Source organism: Pseudoalteromonas sp. P1-13-1a (assembly GCF_001401875.1).
GTDB lineage: Bacteria > Pseudomonadota > Gammaproteobacteria > Enterobacterales > Alteromonadaceae > Pseudoalteromonas.
In genome coordinates this window covers 64,893-81,927 of the sequence record NZ_LKDV01000007.1, presented here as the reverse complement: position 1 = coordinate 81,927, position 17,035 = coordinate 64,893, and the positions used below count along the sequence as shown (strand labels likewise).

14 protein-coding genes are annotated in these 17,035 nt (G+C 41.0%); 2 read left to right on the top strand and 12 right to left on the bottom strand.

Features of this window, described 5'->3' with window-relative positions; genetic code table 11:
* Positions 1-10 precede the first annotated feature (10 nt).
* The 6 genes from AN391_RS06840 to queA all read right to left on the bottom strand — a co-directional run bounded on the left by AN391_RS06840 (position 11) and on the right by queA (position 7,462).
* A complete protein-coding gene (locus AN391_RS06840; RefSeq protein ID WP_055014705.1) occupies positions 11-1,795 on the bottom strand; it encodes a bifunctional diguanylate cyclase/phosphodiesterase in 1,785 nt (594 codons plus the stop codon).
* Between the two features lie 138 nt (positions 1,796-1,933).
* Positions 1,934-2,881 (bottom strand): protein translocase subunit SecF, encoded by a 948-nt coding sequence (secF, locus tag AN391_RS06835; RefSeq protein ID WP_055014704.1) that lies wholly within the window; start codon positions 2,879-2,881, stop codon positions 1,934-1,936.
* A gap of 9 nt (positions 2,882-2,890) precedes the next feature.
* The gene (gene secD / locus AN391_RS06830) at positions 2,891-4,750 is read right to left on the bottom strand and encodes a protein translocase subunit SecD (protein WP_055014759.1); all 1,860 of its coding nucleotides are present in this window, start codon (positions 4,748-4,750) and stop codon (positions 2,891-2,893) included.
* Positions 4,751-4,769: 19 nt separating this feature from the next.
* Positions 4,770-5,105 (bottom strand): preprotein translocase subunit YajC, encoded by a 336-nt coding sequence (gene yajC / locus AN391_RS06825; protein WP_055014703.1) that lies wholly within the window; start codon positions 5,103-5,105, stop codon positions 4,770-4,772.
* A 25-nt stretch (positions 5,106-5,130) separates the two neighbouring features.
* On the bottom strand, positions 5,131-6,255 hold the full coding sequence (gene tgt / locus AN391_RS06820) for a tRNA guanosine(34) transglycosylase Tgt (RefSeq protein WP_055014702.1): 1,125 nt from the start codon (positions 6,253-6,255) through the stop codon (positions 5,131-5,133).
* Positions 6,256-6,430: 175 nt separating this feature from the next.
* Entirely contained in the window at positions 6,431-7,462 is a 1,032-nt protein-coding gene (gene queA / locus AN391_RS06815) for a tRNA preQ1(34) S-adenosylmethionine ribosyltransferase-isomerase QueA (RefSeq protein WP_055014701.1), read from the bottom strand.
* Between the two features lie 201 nt (positions 7,463-7,663).
* Between queA and AN391_RS06810 the strand changes: the two genes are divergently transcribed.
* Positions 7,664-10,195 (top strand): EAL domain-containing protein, encoded by a 2,532-nt coding sequence (locus tag AN391_RS06810; RefSeq protein ID WP_055014700.1) that lies wholly within the window; start codon positions 7,664-7,666, stop codon positions 10,193-10,195.
* Between the two features lie 187 nt (positions 10,196-10,382).
* A complete protein-coding gene (locus AN391_RS06805; RefSeq protein WP_024031438.1) occupies positions 10,383-10,595 on the top strand; it encodes a hypothetical protein in 213 nt (70 codons plus the stop codon).
* 44 nt (positions 10,596-10,639) lie between these two features.
* Here AN391_RS06805 and AN391_RS06800 read toward each other — a convergent pair whose 3' ends face one another.
* From AN391_RS06800 to pstA, 6 genes are all read right to left on the bottom strand, one after another.
* Positions 10,640-11,560, bottom strand: a complete 921-nt coding sequence (locus AN391_RS06800) for a hydrogen peroxide-inducible genes activator (RefSeq protein ID WP_055014699.1) — start codon at positions 11,558-11,560, stop codon at positions 10,640-10,642.
* 82 nt (positions 11,561-11,642) lie between these two features.
* Positions 11,643-12,911 (bottom strand): inorganic phosphate transporter, encoded by a 1,269-nt coding sequence (locus AN391_RS06795; protein WP_055014698.1) that lies wholly within the window; start codon positions 12,909-12,911, stop codon positions 11,643-11,645.
* A 40-nt stretch (positions 12,912-12,951) separates the two neighbouring features.
* Positions 12,952-13,629, bottom strand: a complete 678-nt coding sequence (locus AN391_RS06790; RefSeq protein WP_004587620.1) for a TIGR00153 family protein — start codon at positions 13,627-13,629, stop codon at positions 12,952-12,954.
* A gap of 150 nt (positions 13,630-13,779) precedes the next feature.
* Positions 13,780-14,481: a phosphate signaling complex protein PhoU gene (gene phoU, locus AN391_RS06785; protein ID WP_055014697.1), complete on the bottom strand. Its 702-nt coding sequence runs from the start codon at positions 14,479-14,481 to the stop codon at positions 13,780-13,782.
* A gap of 42 nt (positions 14,482-14,523) precedes the next feature.
* Complete coding sequence (gene pstB, locus AN391_RS06780; RefSeq protein WP_055014696.1) at positions 14,524-15,351, bottom strand: phosphate ABC transporter ATP-binding protein PstB; 828 nt, start codon at positions 15,349-15,351, stop codon at positions 14,524-14,526.
* A 26-nt stretch (positions 15,352-15,377) separates the two neighbouring features.
* Positions 15,378-17,027, bottom strand: a complete 1,650-nt coding sequence (pstA, locus tag AN391_RS06775; RefSeq protein WP_055014695.1) for a phosphate ABC transporter permease PstA — start codon at positions 17,025-17,027, stop codon at positions 15,378-15,380.
* Positions 17,028-17,035 lie beyond the last annotated feature (8 nt).

Below are 17,035 nucleotides of genomic sequence, written 5' to 3'. Positions count from 1 at the left end.
TTACCTATTTTTATACTACCTGTTTATTTTCTGGTGCTAGGCGCACTAGGGCTGGCGCAGGTTTTCTGCGCTTGCATATAAACAAATAACTATGGCGATACCGCTTAGCCTCTTTTTTAGCATCTGTTGCCAACGCTGCAACTTGATGGCTGTTTTTACATTCCTGTAAGTCGGGCTCCACAAGGCCAATTGATAACGTTAGTAAAGGTACAAATTGCTTTTCTCCCTCACGATTTGTAGCCCAGTAACCTTTGCTCTTAATGTGCTCAGGCGTAAAAAAAGTGCGTGATTGCAGTTCAAATTGCTCAATTACGGTATTACAAATATGCACAGCATCTGATTGAGCAAACACCACCATAAAGTCATCACCACCTATATGTCCTACAAAGTTAGCACTGTTTTCGCAGGCTTGCACAATTACATCTGCCAATAACTTGATCACACTATCTCCACTGGCATAGCCGTATAAATCATTAAATTGCTTAAAATGATTAAGATCTATATAAGCCAGCGAAAACGCACTTTGAGAGCGTAGCCGTTGCTCTATTGCCTCATTAATCGCCACATTTCCAGGGAGCATGGTTAACGGATTAGCATGCTGGGCATGACGAATTTTTTCTTCTGTTATGTGTTTTAAAATATCACGTAAGGGGGCAAGCCCAAGGTAACGTCTATCACGCGTGATCACAATGTGGCGACGAATATCAAAGTCTTGCTCTGTAATTTGCTGGCTCACAGCGTCGAGAAGCTGATTTTCATCCACCACTAAAGGCTGTTTATCCATAAAATCGGTGACGGGGCACTTGTCGTAAAGAGCATGGCCATAAGGCGCGGCAAACACTTCTGTAAGCTGATCTTTATGGAGTAATCCAACAGGCTGGCCAGTTTTATTTAACACCGCTAGGCTCATCACAGACTTGTCTTTTTCAAATAGCGTATGGGCATCTTTGCAACGGGTTTCGCTGCCTATTGCTTCTTGTGTAATAGCAAGCCAACCAATCGCCATTGATTGATCAAATGTATTATTTGACTGCTTAAAGTTTAATGAGTGTAATTGCGCTGAGCTGTAATCAAGGCTGGGGGTTGTGTTTGGTTTTTCCAGTAAAAACCCTTGTACATTTGCTATTCCTAAGCTTTTAACATAGGCAAGCTCTTCCACTCTTTCTATGCCTTCGGCTATGACCGCGGTGTTTGTTGCTTTTGCTAGTACCGTAATCGATTTCAAAAATTCTTTTTTAACTTCGCTTTCATCACAATGATCAATAAAGTAACGATCTATTTTTACAAAGTCGGGGCAGAGTTCAGACCATTGCTTTAACCCCGAGTAACCAGCACCTAAGTCATCAATGGCAATGGTAAAACCCAGCTCCCGGTAATGTGCAATTGTTTTTAATAATAAAAAGCCATCGTCGACCTTTTCTTGCTCTGTTACCTCAATTACTACGCGGTTTGCTGCTAAGCCAAATTGCTCTGTTAAGTGAAGAGTTTCACCCTTTGGGTGGCAAGGGTCGAGCAACGTTTTAGGACTTACATTTAAAAATAACTTACCGCTTAAGTTAAGCTTTACAAAATTTTCAATTGCTTTTGAGCGACACAATAGCTCAAGTTCTGAAATTAAAGCGTGCTCGCTGGCTGCTGAAAATAATCGGTTAGGCATTTCTAAAGGGCTGTTTTTGGGCCCACGGCTTAGCGCTTCGTAACCTATAATTGCTTGATTAGCTATATCAAAAATAGGCTGAAATAACGTGGTTATTTCACCATTAATTAAAATATAGTCTAGTACTTTGCGCTGCATTGCCACTGCAAAACCTGATTGTTGTTTAATTGGGGCATTAAAGTAGCAAGCCTGTATGACAATTTTATTGCATGTGTATTAAGTACCACGCAATAAAAAACCGCTCAATTGAGCGGTTTTTTTTAAGCGTTGACTCTATTACGGCAATGCGTCTAGGTCGGCGCCTTCTTTTTCTACCACTTCGGGTATTAAATCTTCTTTACTTACGCCCATGGTAATCGCTACCGAGCTTGCAACGTAAACTGAAGAATAAGTACCAATAAACACACCAAATAACAAGGCAGTAGCAAAACCGTGAATGGTTTGTCCGCCCCACACAAATAGCGCAATCAATACCAAAATGGTGGTGATTGACGTTACAAGTGTACGATTAAGTGTTTGCGTTAACGACATGTCGATAATTTCAATCGTGTCGTCGATGCGTACTTTACGGAAGTTTTCACGAATACGGTCAGATACCACAATAGTATCGTTAAGTGAGTAACCAATTACCGCCAATATGGCCGCTAAAATAGTTAAGTCAAACTCTAACCCTAATACAGAAAACAAGCCAACAGTAATAATTACATCGTGTAGTAATGCCCCCACTGCGCCCACAGCAAAACGCCACTCAAAGCGAAATGCCACGTAAATCAAAATACAAATAAGCGCAGTTAACATGGCAAGGCCACCCTGCTCTTTTAAGTCTTCCCCTACGCTTGGACCTACAAACTCAATACGGCGCATTACTACGCTTTCATCAGCTTGCTTTAAGGCAGTAATCACTTGATTACCAATAACTTCGGCTTTTACTTCACTGCCGCGCGGCGCTAAACGCACCAAAATATCTTGGCTAGAACCAAACAGCTGCACTGAGGCATCGGCAAAACCGTTTTCAGCTAATACTGAGCGTACTTTTTTCAAATCTGCAGGTTGCGAAAAACCAACCTCTACAGCAGTACCGCCAGTAAAATCTAAACCAAAGTTTAAACCTTTGATAAAAATTGAGGCAAACGACGCTAAAATTAATAGCGTAGAAAAACCCATTGCCACTTTACGAAGTGACATGAAACGTAGGGTTTTACCACCCAAACTTAAAATTTGCATGTCCGCTCCTTAAATTGAAAGTTTATCAATGCGCTTACCACCAATAAATAAGTTAATTACCGCACGGGTACCAACTATGGCTGTAAACATTGAAGTTAAAATACCAATTGCCAGCGTTACGGCAAAACCTGCAATTGGGCCGGTGCCCACTGCAAATAATATAATGGCCGCAATTAGTGTGGTGATATTGGCATCAAATATAGTACTAAAGGCGCTATCGTAACCAAAATGAACGGCTTGTTGCGGGCTACGACCATCGGCCAGCTCTTCACGAATACGCTCAAAAATAAGTACGTTAGCATCTACTGCCATACCTACGGTTAATACAATACCGGCAATACCTGGCAGCGTTAATGTAGCACCTGGAATTAACGACATTACACCTACAATAAGTACTAAGTTAGCGGCAAGTGCTATGTTGGCAACTAAACCAAACCCTTTGTAGTAAATAAGCATAAAGGCAAGCACAAACGCAAAACCAAGAGCTACAGCTGTCATACCCGCTTCTATGTTTTCTTGGCCTAGGCTTGGGCCTACTGTGCGCTCTTCAACAATTTGAATTGGCGCAACTAGTGCTCCGGCGCGTAATAGCAAGCTTAAGTTGTGAGCTTCGGCTGGGTTATCAATACCTGTAATACGGAATGAGCGGTCAAGACGAGCTTGAATAGTCGCAACGTTAATAACCTCTTCTACCTTAATAGGTGGAAGTGCTTTACCGTCAGCGTCTTTTTTGCCCGATGGCTTGTACTCTATAAATACCGTGGCCATGCGCTTACCAATAGCGCGTTTGGTAAAGGCATTCATTTTTGCCCCGCCTTTGCTATCTAAGGTAATGCTCACTTGTGGGCGCTGGTATTCATCGTTGCCTGATTGCGCACCTGTGATATGGCTCCCTTCAAGAATGACACGCTTTTTAAGTACCACAGGGTAACCATCGCGACTCATGATCATTTCTGTGCCTGCGGGAATACGCCCTTGAGCAGCCGCACTTGGGTCAGCATTTTCGTCTACTTCACGAAATTCAAGCGTGGCCGTTGCACCTAAAATTTCTTTAGCGCGTGCTGTATCTTGTACACCTGGTAGTTGCACAATAATACGCTCAGCACCTTGGCGCTGTACGTTAGGCTCTGCAACACCAATTTGGTTAATACGATTACGAATAATGGTTTCGTTTTGCTTAATAGCGTAGTCACGTATTTCTTTAAGCTTTTGCTCACTCATAGTGGCAAAAAATGCGCGATCGTTACTGCTATCATCAATGTATACGTTTAGTGGGTAGCGCGATGCTAAGAAGCGTTCAGCCGCCTCTTTATCTTCTTCGGTACGCATTTCTACACGCATACGCTCAGACCCTGCTACACGGCGAACACTACGGTAACGAAGTTTTTCTTCGCGTAGGTCGCTACGAAAATCTTGTTCCATTTGCTCTAGCTGATTATCTACCGCGGTTGCCATGTCGATTTCCATGGTGAAGTGAACACCACCACTTAAATCAAGACCTAGCTTCATCGGGTTACCACCCAATGATTTTAACCATGCTGGTTGAGCGGGTGCCATATTAATAGCAGAAATATAATCGTCGCTAAGAGAATTACGCAGTAAGTCTTGCGCTTTTAGCTGTTCTTCAACATTTTTAAAACGCACTAATACTTGGCCGCCTTCAAGCACGGTAGACTTAGCTGTTACATTATGTTGTTTGAGGGTTGCGTTTACTTTGTCTACTACACTGAGATCGACATCTGCACCTTTTGCCCCCGAAACTTGTATAGCCGGATCGCGGCCATACAAGTTTGGAGAAGCATATAAAAGGCCAATGGCTACCACAGCTAAAACAAGTAAATACTTCCAAATTGGAAACTTGTTTAACACAGGCATGTCCTTTTTATTTTTATAGTGACTTCATTGTGCCTTTAGGCAATACAGCAGATACTGCCGATTTTTGTACTGTAACTTCAGCTTGCTCATTTAAAGAAATCACGATGAAATCTTTATCTTCAGCAATTTTTACGATTTTGCCAACTAAACCGCCTTGGGTAAGTACTTCATCACCTTTAGCCATCGCACTCATTAAGCTTTTATGCTCTTTAACGCGCTTAGCTTGTGGGCGGTAAATTAAAAAGTAAAAAACCAAACCGAAAATAGCTAACATAATTAGCATTTCCCAACCACCACCTGCAGCAGGTTGACCAGCAGCGGCGTGTGCGTTTGAAATAAATAAACTCATAATACTTCCTCTATATTTTTAAATTTTAATTTATATCTGCAAGCTCTGGCACTTCTTGGCCACGGCGAGCATAAAAATCACTAACAAATTCTTCTAGTTTACCTTCACTAATAGCATTGCGTAGGCCTTCCATAACACGCTGATAGTATCGTAAGTTATGGATTGTGTTTAGTCGTGCGCCTAAAATTTCGTTACATTTATCAAGGTGATGTAAATAAGCACGCGAGTAATTTTTACAAGTATGGCAATCACACTCAGGATCAAGCGGACCAGTGTCTGTTTTATGCACTGCGTTACGAATTTTAATTGTGCCTGTAGTAATAAATAAATGACCATTACGTGCATTACGCGTAGGCATTACACAGTCAAACATATCAATACCACGGCGTACAGACTCAACTAAATCCTCAGGTTTACCTACACCCATTAAGTAGCGTGGTTTATCCTCTGGCATTTTGTACGCACAATGATCAAGAATATTCATCATTTCGTTTTTAGGCTCACCCACTGATAGGCCACCTAATGCGTAACCATCAAAGCCAATTTCTTCTAGGCCTTTTTGTGATTGTGCACGTAACTCAGGGTACATACCACCTTGAATAATACCAAATAAAGCTGATGGGTTGTCGCCGTGGCCTTCTTTAGAGCGCTTAGCCCAACGAAGCGATAGCTCCATAGACTCTTTAGCTTCTTTTTCAGTGGCTGGGTATGGCGTACATTCGTCAAAAATCATCACGATGTCTGAGCCTAAATCACGCTGTACTTCCATTGATTTTTCAGGCGACATCATAATTTGGTCACCATTTACCGGCGATTGGAACAACACGCCTTCTTCGGTAATTTTACGCATAGCGCCAAGGCTAAATACTTGGAAACCACCCGAGTCAGTTAAAATTGGAAAGTCCCAATTCATAAAGTCGTGTAAATCACCGTGTTGCTTAATGATTTCAGTACCTGGGCGTAACATTAAATGAAAGGTGTTACCCAAACAAATTTGTGCCCCTGTGGCTTTAACTTCATCTGGGGTCATGCCCTTAACAGTACCGTAAGTACCTACTGGCATAAATGCAGGCGTTTCTATTACACCACGGTCAAAAATCAAGCGGCCGCGGCGCGCTTTTCCGTCGGTGCGGTCTAATTCAAATTTCATATCATCCTCAATGTCGGAAAAACAGTCCAACAAGCTATAATTTAACCGCTCGATTCTACCCTTTTTGCCCCGCTATTACTATTAGCTGCGCTAAATTCACTACGTATTAGCACAGGCAAATAAAAACCCAGCGTGTGCGCTGGGTTTTTAGTAAGTGTACCGATTATAAAGGTGTTTATTTACGCGTTAAAAACATCGCATCACCATAGCTAAAAAAGCGATACTTTTGTTCAATAGCGGTGTTGTACGCACCCATAATGTTATCTTGGCCGCTAAAGGCACTTACTAGCATAATTAGGGTTGATTCAGGCAAGTGAAAATTAGTCACCATGGCATCAACTACATTAAACTGATAACCCGGAAAAATAAAAATATCGGTGTCGCCAAAATAGCTATCTAATTTACCGCCGTGTATTTTTGCTGCCGACTCTAGCGAACGCACTGAAGTTGTTCCCACTGCAATTACACGCCCGCCATTTGCCTTAGTTTGTGCAACAGCCTGTACCACGCTGTCAGGCACCTCAATGTATTCTGAGTGCATTACATGCTCATCTACACTTTCTACACGCACCGGCTGAAACGTACCCGCGCCTACATGTAGCGTAACAAACGCCATGTTTACGCCTTTTTGTTTTAGTGCCGCCATTAACTTATCGTCAAAATGCAGCCCTGCCGTAGGCGCTGCTACGGCTCCAGGTTTTTCACCATAAACGGTTTGATAACGCTCGCGGTCAGCCTCGGTGTCAGGGCGGTCAATATAAGGAGGTAAAGGCATGTGACCAATATCGTTTAGAATATCGAGTACATTTTGACTACGATCGAATTCAAGCTCAAATAACGTATCGTGACGCGCAATCATTGTCGCTTTTGCTTTGCCTTCTAAAATAACTTCGTTACCCGGCTTTAACGACTTACTAGCTCTTACATGGGCAAGTACGCGGTGTTCATCAACTACACGCTCTACAAGCACTTCAACTTTTCCGCCAGAGGCTTTTTGACCAAACATACGGGCAGGAATAACGCGGGTATTATTAAATACTAATAAGTCACCTTCGTTAACTAAATCAAGTAGGTCGCTAAACACTTTGTGTTCAACGTTGCCAGTTGAGCCATCTAGGGTTAGTAAACGGCTGCTGGTTCTGTCTTGTTTAGGAAAACGAGCAATTAATTCATCAGGTAAGTCAAAGCTAAAGTCAGCCACGCGCATAGTCGGTATTCCACATCAATAAAATCGCGCCAAGTGTATATCTATCCTGGGCTAAGCTCAAGATATCTACAACAGTTGAGAGGATTCACCCTATTTTAGATACATTTGAGTAACTACTTTAAATAATCTTGTTCTTATTAGTAAATATCATTATTCTTACTGCCTTTGATAATAATGGTTTAGTTTTGGGGTTATAAAAAAGTGGCAGATAAGCTGAAGTTGCTCATTCTAAACGCAAGTAGCGAAGAACGCCGAACTATACGCGCCACTTTAGAATACTTAAACGTATTTGAATTCATAGAAGCCGCAGATAGCCAAGATGCGCTCACCCTATTAAAAAAACAGCCCGTAAACATGATTATCACTGGTTTAAGCGTAGGGAAAATAGATGGCTGGCGTTTTTCTCGCATGATCCGCTCAGGCTTACTTAAAACACCTAAAAATACCCCTATTTTACTTATTCCGCCAATCTACTGTGAGCGTATAGCAGAAACCACCGCACGGAGTTACGGCATAGACGCTGTACTGCCCTTTGAGCACCAAGACATGTTGCCGCAGGTGTTGGCAAATGTATTATCTACACATTTAGAAAAAAGTAGCCGTCTTAATTTACTCTTACTAGAACCAATAGCGCAAAAAGCCGATGAAATAGCGCAGCAACTTAAGCTCAATTTTGCTATTACCCATGTTACATCAAGCCAAAGTGCTTTAAATGCTTACAACCAACAACAATTTGCTATTGTATTGCTTGATGCAACCGCGTCGCGCGCTGATACTTCAAGTCTTTTAGTCGAAGAAATACTACAACATAACCCTAAACAAGCCATTGTCACTATTATTGACAATAACGATGCAGACTATGCAGAGCAATTACTGTTGTCAGGTGTGACTGACTTTATAAGAGCGCCGTACGACCCGTCGTTTTTAAATAAGGTGTGTGACCATGCTGCGCGCCGTGAAGACTTTATGGTGAGTTATGCTGAGTTTGCACAAAAGGTTGAGCAGCTAAGTATTAGCGAAGTTCGCTACAAGGAGCTGTTTTCGGCGCACCAACGTATTTTACTGCATTTAAACACGGTGGTATTAGAGCTCGACCAACGAGGTAAAATTCGCTTTATAAACCCCGCTTGGGAAACACTAAGTGGCTTTGGGGTTAAATCGTCTTTGCAAAAGTCTTTAATCGACTATTGCTCAGATGAATGCCAAGTAAAACTAAATACGACCATTAACGATATTCTTAATGGCGGCACACAACAGCAGCAAGTTGAAATTCAACTTAATCATAAAAATGGCAATCAGATTTGGGTTGAATGCCGGTTACAGCTAATAAAAAACAGCAGTAATAATGCCACTATTACTGCCACAATCGACAACATACATGAGCGAAAACAAGCCGAGTTAAAACTGCGCCACTTAGCACTGCATGATACGCTCACCGGCTTACATAATCGTTATTATTTTGATCAACAACTTAATAAAATATGCCAAACCAAGCATACCTATGGTGGTGTAGAGCACGCACTTATTTATATCGATTTAGATCATTTTAAAATAATTAACGATAGTAAAGGCCATCAACAAGGCGATATAGTACTAAAAGATGTTGCCCAATTATTTGAAGCGAACATTAGCGCTAAACATTTAGTTTGTAGAATAGGCGGTGACGAATTTGCAGTTATTTTAAAAAATACGCAGTTGCTAGATGCTCACCTAATTGCAGAGAGTATTTGTAGCGCGATTGAACAACACGAGTTTAAATCAGAAGACCAAGTTTACTCAATTAGTTGCTCTATTGGCTTAACGCAAATAACGGCTCAAAATTGTGATCCGAGTGAATGCCTTAAGCAAGCCGACATTGCCCTATATATTGCTAAAAGTTTAGGCCGTAACCTAGTGCATTGCTACTCAAAAGAAGATGCGCAGAATAACACTCTGCAAACAGGACTTGAGTGGGGGCATGAGATCCGACAGGCGCTTCAACAGGACAACGTGGAACTACACTATCAGCCGATATGGGACTTTAAGGCCAATAAAGTGGCTTATTTTGAAGCGTTGCTACGTCTTAAAATAGACGATAAGCTTATTTTTCCTAATCAATTTATTCCCTCCCTTGAGCTACTTAACGATACTTTTTTGATGGACCAATGTGTTATTCGTAATGCTATTGCGAGCGTTGCTGAACACCCAGATTTAAATCAAGTGGCTATTAACCTTTCTGCTCAATCGTTTTTAGATGAACGCTTATTGCCACATATAGAATCGAGCCTAGAAAAATACCACGTACCGCCTTCGCGTATTATTTTTGAAATTACCGAGTCGGCCTCAGTCAACAACTTAAAAGCTACCCGTAAAATGATAGAAAAGCTAAACAGTTTAGGCTGTCATTTTTCTATTGATGACTTTGGTACAGGCTTTAGCACATTTAACTATTTAAAACAGTTACCTGCGCAGCATGTTAAAATAGACGGCTCGTTTGTGCGTGACATGATTAACGACCCAATCGACTTAGCACTCGTTAAGGCTATTAACGATATAAGCCGCTCTCTTGATAAGCGCTCAGTAGCTGAATACGTAGAGAGCGAAGAGATATTTTTTGCCCTAAAAAAGATTGGTGTTGACTACGGACAAGGCTATTTTATTGCCCGACCCGTCCCTGTAGAAAAAGTACAATCGACGCTTAAAATTATTTACCAGAAGAAACCTTTTACCCAACAACAGCCTAGCGTCAGCTAAACATTTTTAAACAGTTTTAAGCATTTTATTACTATCATTATTGCACTTATTGCCTATACTTTACGTACCACTTAGTAAATGTCTTGTTGTTTTGATGATTTAACAATAAAAACATGACATTACCTATAAACATACATGGCTAGCAATTACATAGAGGTTAAAGCTTGTCAGGTTTAAGGAGGAAGGTATGGCGCAGTTGATTATTTTACTTCTCGTAATACATTGTGTAATTGCGTATCAGTGCTATCGATACGCGCAGCTAAAGGGCTACCCAGTAGGCGTATTTGCTACTTTAGGCCTACTCCCGTATTTTAATGTAGTTGTGTGGATTTATTTACTTTTTCTACCCGAGCTAGAACCCTTTGAAAGCCAAACACATAGCAAACAGCAGCCGTTATAGGCTGCTGTTTTTTTGCTTTAATTTACTCTTGAAAGTAATTAGGATTAACCCTCAAAGTCCAGGCTGCATTGGCGAGCTAAAAACACTTCCAACTGCTGGCTGAATAATTTAAAGTCGCGAATTCTTCCAGTGGTTTTTCGCCACAATATGCCTATATCTCGGTAAGCATCACCTTGCGAGGGAGTTGCTATCATATTTTTATCTTTAAGAATGCCCGCATTAATCGCCATTTGCGGTAAAAATGTAACCCCTAGCTGATGCTCTACCATACTGAGTAAAGTATGTAGACTTGCAGCTTCAAACGGATTAATACAGCTTGAACGATTTAAGTGACACGCACTCAAGGCATGCCCTGTCATACAGTGCTCTCGCTCTAATAAAAATACACTCGCCTCAGGTAGTAAATTAAAGTCTTCAACGCCTTTAGCTGGGCTGTAATCTTTGTGGTGCACTAAACTAAAGTGATCTTTAGCCAATACTTGGGTATGAAACTTCTCTGTTTGATAAGGCAGAGCTAACAACGCTAAATCAATATGGCCGTGTTCAAGCTTATCTAATAACTTATCGCTGGTATCTTCAACAAGTACCAGTTCTAAATCACAAAAGGTTTGCTTACAAAAATGATACAAAGGCGCTGCTATGAAGCTTGCAATAGTAGGTATAACCCCTACCACTAACTTGCCACTGAGTGGCGTTAGAAAGCTTTTGGTTAACTCTTTTAAACTAATTGTATCGTTGATAATTTTACGAGAGCGTTCAACAACTTCTTCACCAATACTGGTAAACATGAGGCTACGATTCTCTCGCTCTATTAGCTGACAACCGAGTGTTTCTTCAAGGTTTTGAATTGCACTGCTTAAAGTAGATTGCCCAATAAAGCACGCACTTGCTGCACGGCCAAAATGCTGGTGCTGATGTACAGCTAATAAATACTGCAGCTGTTTAATACTTGGTAGGTTGGTCATTTTTTCTTTCCACAAATAAAAAGACCCCAACACCAAAGGCGTTGAGATCTTTTCAAGCTAAAAGTCTTTGAGTACTTTTTTGTTAAACCCCAAACGCGGTTCTTAGTACGTAGAAAATAACAATAGCAAGGGCAGCGCCAACTGGCAATGTAATTACCCAAGAAACTACAATGTTTCTGATAACACCCATGTTAAGAGCAGCAATACCGCGTGCCATACCTACACCTAATACCGCACCAACTAAGGTTTGTGTAGTAGAGATTGGCATACCAGTACCTGATGCAATAACAACGGTTGATGCAGCCGCAAGTTCTGCAGCAAAGCCACGGCTAGGCGTTAAATGTGTAATACCTTCACCTATTGTTTTAATTACTTTTTTACCTAAAATAGCAAGACCCGCAACAATACCAAAACCACCGAGTGGTAAAATCCACCATGCGATAGCCGCTTTTTTAGCGATTTCACCGTTGCTTTCAACAATGTTCACAACCGCAGCTAGTGGGCCAATTGCATTCGCTACGTCGTTTGAGCCATGCGCAAACGCCATACAACACGCTGTTAATACCATTAATACCGCAAATACTTTTTCTACGTTATTAAATTGCATTTGTTTATCAGCTTTAGGGTCGATATTTAAACGTGAAATCGCAATTTTACCAATAATAGCTACAATCACAGCAATCGCGATAGCAATTAAGTAGCCCTCTGTAGCACCTAGATTAATACCTATATGCTTTAAGCCTTTCTTAATTGTTACTAGCGCCATAATAAAACCCGCTAAACCCATGTACAGAGGTACAAAGCGCTTCGCGTTTTTAAGCGGTGCATCGGTATCAAAAATTAGCTTTTGCGCACTCATAAATATTAAGTAAGCAATAAAGCCTGAAATTGCCGGTGTTATAATCCAACTACCTACAATACCTCCAACTTTATTCCACTGAATAGCCTCTGTACCCACTGCAACTAATGCAAAACCTATGATTGCACCAATAATTGAGTGAGTAGTTGAAACAGGCCAACCTAAAAATGAGGCGATTAATAGCCAAGTACCCGCTGCAAAAAGCGCAGAGATCATACCTAAAACCATTAAATCAGGCAGCGCTGCAAAAGGAGCTGCATCAATAATACCTTTACGAATTGTTGATGTAACCTCACCCCCCGCTAAATAAGCACCAGCAAATTCAAAAACCATCGCAATAATAATTGCTTGTTTTATTGTTAACGCTTTAGAACCTACCGAAGTACCCATCGCATTAGCGACGTCGTTCGCGCCAATACCATAAGCCATAAAAAAGCCGACTGCTGCGGCAATTAAAACTAATACCGTGCCGTAAGATGCAATGATATCCATTGTGTAACCTTAATCTTTCGTTTGAACTGATTTGTATAAATTAACGAGCTAACATCAGCTCAAGACGTGATCCTACGCGCTCTGCAATATCTGCAAGCTCGCCAACCCATTCAATTATTTTGTATAAAAACATAACATCAATTGGGTTTAGCTCGCTTTCTACATCACGCAGTTGGCGGCGTACTTTAATTTGCATTTCATCCGTGTCTTGTTCTATGGCATCCAATTCTACGAGCATTTTTTCAACTAAGGTAACCTCGCGACCTTTAAAACCCGTTTCTAATAACTCTTCTAACTCATTAATTGCTTTTGATGCTTGTTTAGTCGCATCAACACAACGTGTTAGATAAGCTAAAAAGTCTGCCTGCATAGCGCTAGGAATAGTCATTTCACGACCAATTACGCGCCCTGCAATATCTTTTGCTTTATTTGCTATTTTATCTTGTTGAGTTACGAGTTCGAGCAGATCTGTACGCTCTACCGGCATAAATAAACCACGCGGTAATTGTAAGCGTATATCTCTTTTCATATCATCAGCTTCACGCTCTAAATTACGAATAGTTAAACGAAGCTCTTCTGCTTGCTGCCATTCTTCTTTAAATACGTGATTAAAGAAAGGTATCAAAGCTTTGCTTGCTTGATGAACTTTCTTGATGTGTTCTTCCATTGGTTTGATAGGAGATTTTGCAAATACCCCTAAAAACGCGTTTGTAGGCATAACTGACCCTTTAATCAAATTGATATGCTTTGCAGCATGAATTTTACAGTATTAGCCGCGATTGTGAACGCTTTTTATTATTTCACCGCAGCTAACAATGCATGAAGCGGCATTAAGCCGCTTTAATAAAAAAGAATGATAGAAAAAATATTACAACGATTTTTCTATATCCTCTTGAGATGTATGACGAATATCTTTTCCGTTAACAAAATATATAATGTATTCCGCAATATTTTGGCAACGGTCCCCAATACGCTCTAATGAACGTACAGACCATACTAAATCCATAATTTTTGGGATTGAGCGTGGATCTTCCATCATATAAGTCATAATTTGGCGCGTAATTGCTTCATATTCACGGTCAACTTTTGAATCTTCTTTATGTACTTCAAAGGCGCGTTGTACATCCATACGCGCAAATGCATCAAGTACATCATGTAGCATTTTTAATACTTGGCGTCCCATATTTTCAATATTCACTAATAAATCTTGCTGATCTTTAGTAAATGAGTCCAAAGCTACTTTAGCAATACGCTCAGCTTCATCGCCAATACGCTCTAAATCGGCAATTGTTTTAGCAATAGCAACAACCAAGCGCAAATCGCTTGCTGCGGGCTGGCGACGAGCAATAATGCGTGTACACTCATCGTCGATGCTTACTTCCATTGCATTCACTTTGTAATCGTTTTGGCGTACTTTTTGTGCTAGTTCAGCATCGTTACGGCTTACTGCGTCAAGTGCACTGCTTAGCTGTTGCTCAACTAAGCCACCCATGTTTAGTACATGGTTACGAACATTTTCTAGTTCTTGATTAAAGCGACCAGATATATGTTTGTTTATATTATGTTCCATAATTACCTTCTCTTAAATTCGTTCACAATAACCAAGCAAGGACTAGCCGTAACGGCCTGTAATGTAGTCTTCTGTTTTCTTTTTGCTAGGCGTTGTAAATAAGGTATTAGTATCTGAGTATTCGATTAATTCGCCCATGTACATAAAGGCCGTTTGATCAGATACACGTGCAGCTTGTTGCATGTTGTGCGTAACAATGACTACGGTAAATTTATTTTTTAAATCGTTAATTAGCTCTTCAATAACCAATGTAGAAATTGGGTCAAGTGCCGACGTTGGTTCATCAAGTAATAGTACTTCAGGCTCAATTGCAATTGAACGGGCAATAACTAAACGCTGTTGCTGACCACCCGATAGCCCAAATGCGCTATCATGTAATCTGTCTTTTACTTCATCCCATAGTGCCGCACCACGAAGTGATTGCTCTACTACTTCATCTAGCTTACGCTTTTCTTTAATACCCTGTAAGCGTAGGCCATAAACCACATTTTCATAAATCGATTTAGGAAATGGGTTAGGACGTTGAAACACCATACCTACGTTACGACGAAGCGCGGCCACATCGACCTTTTTATCGTAAATGTTTTGACCATGAAGTAATATTTCACCTTCAATACGACACACATCGACTAAATCGTTCATGCGGTTAATGCATCGCAATAGGGTTGATTTACCACAACCCGATGGGCCGATAAACGCGGTTACCTGACCTTTAGGAATATTCATATTCACTTTGCTAAGCGCTTGCTTTTCACCATAGTAAAGATCAAGGTCCTTAATCTCTAACGCTTTTTGGTCATCAGTTAAGTTTTCTAAGTCTAACTTTAAGCCTGTATTAGCTTGGTTTACTTGTGGAGCGACTGTAATCATGTTTGTTACCTATAATTCTTTACTAATTAGTGTTCAAGCGATCTGAATTTTTCACGTAAATGATTACGTATGCCTATCGCTGTTATGTTGAGGGTAATAATCACCGACACCAATAAGAAGGCCGTTGCGTATACCAGCGGGCGCGCCGCTTCAACATTAGGGCTTTGAAAGCCTACATCATAAATATGAAAGCCTAAGTGCATGAACTTTCTATCTAAGTGAAAATATGGGAAGTTACCGTCAAGGGGTAACGTAGGGGCCATTTTTACAACACCTACCAACATTAATGGTGCAACTTCACCGGCCGCTCTCGCAACAGCAAGTATTAAACCTGTCATGATTGCAGGGCTTGCCATAGGAATAATAATTCGCCATAAGGTTTCAACCTTGGTGGCACCAAGCGCTAATGAACCATCGCGTACTGTACTTGGAATACGTGATAAGCCTTCCTCAGTTGATACAATAACAACCGGTAATGTAAGAATAGCTAATGTAAGTGCCGACCACATTACACCGGGTGTACCAAATACTGGTGTTGGTGCGGCTTCGGGGTAGAATAATTGGTCCAGACTTCCCCCAAGCATGTATACAAAAAAGCCCAGTCCAAATACGCCATAAACAATAGACGGGACACCGGCAAGGTTTATTACCGCAATACGAATCATCTTAGTTACTGCATTTTTAGCTGCGTATTCATGCAAGTAAATTGCAGCAACTACGCCAAATGGAGTCACAATAACAGCCATCAGCATTACCATAAATACAGTACCAAATATTGCAGGAAATACGCCGCCTTCGGTGTTAGCTTCACGTGGGTCGTCTGATACAAACTTACCCAATTGAACAAAGTAATGGCCTAGTTTTGAGAAAAAGCCCATGTCGTTCGGCAGCCAAACATCAAGTACTTGATACAGTGGAATGGTGACCACTTCACCGCGCATATCTTTAACTAATACTTGGTCACGCTTGGCTTTTTTACGCAGTGAAAATAGCTCTTTTTCAAGTACTGCGTATTCATTACGTAACTCGGCACGTGCCTGGGCAAGCTCAGCAACACGCTCATCAGTTAGCTCGTCATCAAGTAGGTAGGCTTTTTCTTGTAGGCGTAAACGCTCAAGCTCGTAGTTAATATGACCAATTTCGCCATTTTGTAAATCAAGCGCTTCATCGTTTAAATCAACCGCACGTTCTACTAACTCATGTAAGGTTTCGATTTTATCGCCAGTAACCGGCTTTCCATCTTTAATTACACCTTCGATGTAACCATAAAAGTTACCGTTTTTACTACGCTCAAATACAGCAAGCGTAGCCGGTGTACTTTGCTCAGTAATATCAGTTTCTAATATCCAGCGAAAATCTAAATCTACAAATTCGCGGTTACCTGTTTTTATAAGTAGGCGCTCAACTTCATCTTTATTAAAGCCTGAAACATCAATACCGGTTGCCGCTAAACGTGCCGTAGGTACGAGCTCTCGGTCGTAAACTTCACCAATTATGGTTTGTTTTGAAATAGACCCTTCTAGCTCAAATTGAACCACCTCCGATGGCCAGAAAAAGCTTAACCCTTTCCAAGCTATCATTGCTAATAAACCAAGAACTGAGATTAAGCTGATGCTTACTGCACCGCCTGTCATCCAAATCCAAGGAGAACCAGACTTAAACCACTGCTTTACCATGTCGTGTC